General features: G+C 48.3%; 4 protein-coding genes. All 4 read right to left on the bottom strand.

All coding sequences use genetic code 11. The annotated features are described in order from the left end of the window. Positions 1–216: 216 nt before the first annotated feature. A complete protein-coding gene (locus BOW51_RS08035; RefSeq protein WP_078477235.1) occupies positions 217–957 on the bottom strand; it encodes a phytanoyl-CoA dioxygenase family protein in 741 nt (246 codons plus the stop codon). A 155-nt stretch (positions 958–1,112) separates the two neighbouring features. Beyond that, the gene (locus tag BOW51_RS08030) at positions 1,113–1,373 is read right to left on the bottom strand and encodes a hypothetical protein (protein ID WP_135568150.1); all 261 of its coding nucleotides are present in this window, start codon (positions 1,371–1,373) and stop codon (positions 1,113–1,115) included. 233 nt (positions 1,374–1,606) lie between these two features. Beyond that, positions 1,607–2,443 (bottom strand): ion transporter, encoded by an 837-nt coding sequence (locus tag BOW51_RS08025; RefSeq protein ID WP_245828619.1) that lies wholly within the window; start codon positions 2,441–2,443, stop codon positions 1,607–1,609. An 86-nt stretch (positions 2,444–2,529) separates the two neighbouring features. After that, the coding region (locus tag BOW51_RS08020; protein ID WP_153039635.1) for a molybdopterin dinucleotide binding domain-containing protein at positions 2,530–4,181 on the bottom strand (1,652 nt) is incomplete at its 5' end.

Raw genomic sequence — 4,181 nt, 5'->3', positions numbered from 1 at the left:
TTCCTTTGGCGCTGGCGCACGTCAGAAAAACAGTCTCGCCTAGTGGCTACCGGGGACTACGCGCCTTCGATTCTCTCTCCTTGGCGCGCAGCGTACGAAGCGAAGCATTTCTTGCTTCTGCATTATAGAAAATAAAACGTCTATACTCATCTCCCATCGGCTGAAGCTCGATTATCTGGCCGCGTATGGAGAGTGGTTTCAACAAAGGTAATATCATTAGCGGTACGTCTTTTCACGGCCAGCGTAATAATTACTATATTGGTCTCCGTACTTGCCGTGATTGTATGTCAGAAATGCCGCACGCCTGGAATGACTCGTTTTATTTGGCCCACTGAGATGAGGCGCGGCGCTGTGAAAGAATAATAGGTCTCCTGGTTCCAGTTCAATCAGTACGCCCCTATCCGATTCAACTGCTGAAGGGTCAGCAGCGTAAGGATCATTGGGTGGCTCAGGCAGAATTCTATCCGCGTATCCTGGAAAAACGGTAACAGCGCCACTTCGCCTTGTGGCTGAATCTATAGGGATCATAACCGACAATATGTCTGCTGCAGGGATCCCTGTAAAAGCATAGCGTGTATAGTCCTGATGGAGACGATATCCTGTCGTTCCCGGTGGCTTGAGGATCAGTTTATCTTTAAAAAGATTGCAATCGCCATCAAATAGCTGCCTGACTATAGTAGTGATGACACTATTGTCGGCAAGTTCAGCGAACACCTTTGAATATTTACTTAATGGATCAAGGCGGTCTCGGACCACCCCTCCATCCAGCGTCTCTCTTACCGCAATAAGCTGGTCATATTTTTCCTCATCAGCCGATAAGCGATCACACTCTTCAGCAAATTCAGCAATGCATATTGCATCAAGGACCTGGCGAACAACAAGGTAATCATTATTGTGATAAGTCTCATTAAGATGTGTTGGCAACTGCACACACCTGTTTTTGTTATAAGGATTCATTCAGGTAACTGCATTATTATAAGGATTCAAGGCACACTTACTGAAAGCTGAAATGATGATAGCCTCTCAACGACCGTCAGAACCTCCTTCTATCCGGCGTACCGCCAACGTAAGATATGACAGTCGCCACAGAGAGGTGAACAGATAGAGTCAGATCAACGCAAACTAATCAGGTTTCCGAACAAGGCGTGCTTTTTAGCCTCTACCTCTTCCTTAATTTTATGTGCCATGTCTGCTTCCGGACCACAGCATATCAATGCCGCATCGACATAGTGCTTGGTCACTCCTGTGACAGCCTTAATCAAGGTATTTTCGACAATTTTCGAGACTTTCTCCGTCTCCTGGGCAGTAAGTTTCTTTGAAAACACCTCTTCAATCTGACGTACTGCGTCGTCAGTCAAGCTCTCTAATGTCATTTTCAGTACCCGCTAAGTAATTAATCTATAAGGGACGATCTGAATATAGCACATGTGACTCCGCAAAATTCAGATGGTTTAAACAGAGAAATTCAGCTAACAACATGCATCATTTCCCGGCAGGAAATGATTTTTTGTACAGCGCAGAAATTTATACTATTAATTAATGTGAGGTTCGCCGAGGTGAAATTTGCTAGCTATGCCAAGCGGGCATCAGGGCCGGGAGTGCATAGCTACAGCTTTAGTTTTTTACCACAGTGAGGACATTTTGAATCCTCGGTGATTTCATGACTCTTGTTAATCGCCTCGACAAATCCTGCACTCAGAATGCCCGCAGGCAGGGCGACAATGCCAATCCCGATAATTGCAATCATTCCGCCAAACACTCTTCCCAAATCAGTAACCGGATAGACGTCTCCATAACCGACCGTGGTCAAGGTCACGACCGACCACCAGATTGCAGCCGGAATACTGGAAAAGACCTCTGGTTGCACTTCATGCTCCGCGTGGTACATCAGCGCAGCGGAAACGATCAACATGAACATCAGCAGAATTGTTGATAGTGCAAGCTCTTCTATTTTATCTTTCAATACATTTCCGATCAGTGCAGATGCACGAGAGTAACGCATTAATTTAAAGATACGCAGAATACGCAGCAATCTGAATATACGAACAACCATCATATCCACACCTAACAGGGGCAGATAGAATGGAACAATCGCTATCAGGTCGATCAGGAGCATCGGGTGCAGTGCAAATCTCAAGCGGCCGGACACAGGTTTCGCATAGCGCGGGAGCAAGGTGCATGACCACACCCTTGCAATGTACTCAACGGTAAAAATAGCGACTGAGAATGCTTCAAACCAGAACAGAAAATCGCCGTATTGAGCATGGATTGACGGCACGCTATCCAATATGACCATGGTGACATTCACGACAATCAATATCATCAGGCAGATATCAAAAATCTTGCTGACGCGGTCGCCCGGTTTAGCGTATTCGACAATTTCCCATGTGCGCTTTTTAATATTCATACCGATCAGTTCCTGCGTGCGATGTTTCATCTGCATGAATAATGTTGCACATCTTGAAGATAGTGTCGAGTACTGTGAAGAGTCAGGCGTGATTGAAACAGGTGTCCGGCTCGAATAATTAACTACAGCTCCATGGCCTGCCCAAGCAACTCTTTCAGTTCCGGAATGCATGATCCGCAGTTGGTACCACAGAGTAATTTCTCACCGACCTCCTCAACGCTGGTCAGCTTATCTTTCCTTATTGCATCTAAAATCGTCTTTTCGCCCACACTGAAACATGAACAGAGTGTCCGCCCTGCATCACACTGGTCAGCAGGTGCCTTGCCACTGAGTAGCTGTACGCGTTCACTCTTGGTGATTTCTTTTTTCACAAACAGCGTGACCAGCCAATCCCTTGGTGGAAGCGTTTTCTGTTCACCTATGAATACACAGCTCTCCAGCTTGTTTCCCTCAAAGCGGGCAGCCCGATACTGATTAGTGCCGCGATCAAAGTACTCGATCCAATTGACATCATTCTCATCCTTGCACAGCAGGCTGCGCGCACGCTGCGCCCAATCATTAGGCTGATCGTGCCCGGCAATTTCATATCGCCACATCTCAGAGCCCCTGGACCGAGTCCAGTAACTTGCATAATCCAACGGCAGGGAATCACGTCGCGTCAAGATAAAGCCCTGCCACTTCGTCTTGTACGGACGAATTGCAGCGACTGAATGCTTACTTTCTGGTTGACCGGATATCGGATCGGTATTTGGCGCAACCAATGCGCCGACTCGTCCGCTGGCGCTGAACTCATTGGTCCAGTGCATTGGCACGAACAGGCTACCGGCACCCTGCTTGTCGGTGACTTGCACGCGAACAATGACAGACCCATCGTGGTTGAAAACCTCCGCGAGATCACCATCCTGAAGTGATTGGGTGGTGGCATCGTGCGGATGTATCTCTACAAAAGGTTCGAAGCGGTGGGAGGACAATCTTGGCGACAGGGCTGTCCTGGTCATTGTGTGCCAATGATCACGCACACGACCTGTATTCAATATGAATGGCATGCTTGCATTGACCTTACTCATGGGAGGGCGCGGCGTGACAGGAATCAGCTGTGCCTTGTGATCGCTTGTTGAAAAATCAGCACTGTTGAAAGGTTTTGAATCAAGACTTGCCGTAAGTGGCCACTGTGTTGGTTGGAGTGTGCCATAACCCTTTTTGCCAAGGGCTGCGAAGGCGCTGATATCGAACAACCGATCGCCGTTATTCTGATAACCGGAAAGCGCAGCATGCTCCATGAAGATATCGGCGCTATTGGAGTATTGAAAATGATTTTCGAAGCCCATTTTGTGTGCAACGGCAGAAATGATCCACCAGTCAGGCATAGAATTTCCTGCTGCCGGAAGAAATGGACGTTGACGAGAGATACGCCGTTCACTGTTGGTGACCGTGCCATCTCGCTCACCCCAGGTGCATGCAGGCAACTTGATATTTGCGTAAGCCATTGTGTCTGTATTGCTCATCGCATCAGAAACGATGACATGTTCACAGCGCTGCAGTGCCTCGGCAACCCTGTCGGCATTCGGCAGACTGACAACGGGATTAGTCGCCATAATCCAGACAGCCTTGACCTCCCCAGCGTGCACAGCATCAAACAGGTCAACAGCCTTGTAACCGGCCTTCTCCGGTATGGCTGGAGAATCCCAGAACTCTCGCACCAGCTTCTGGTGAGCAGGATTATCGAGTTCCATGTGTGCAGCAAGCTGGTTAGAAAGTCCGCCGACCTCCCTCC

It is taken from the genome of Solemya elarraichensis gill symbiont (assembly GCF_002021095.1).
Lineage (GTDB): Bacteria > Pseudomonadota > Gammaproteobacteria > Chromatiales > Chromatiaceae.
This window is presented reverse-complemented; position numbering and strand designations above follow the sequence as displayed.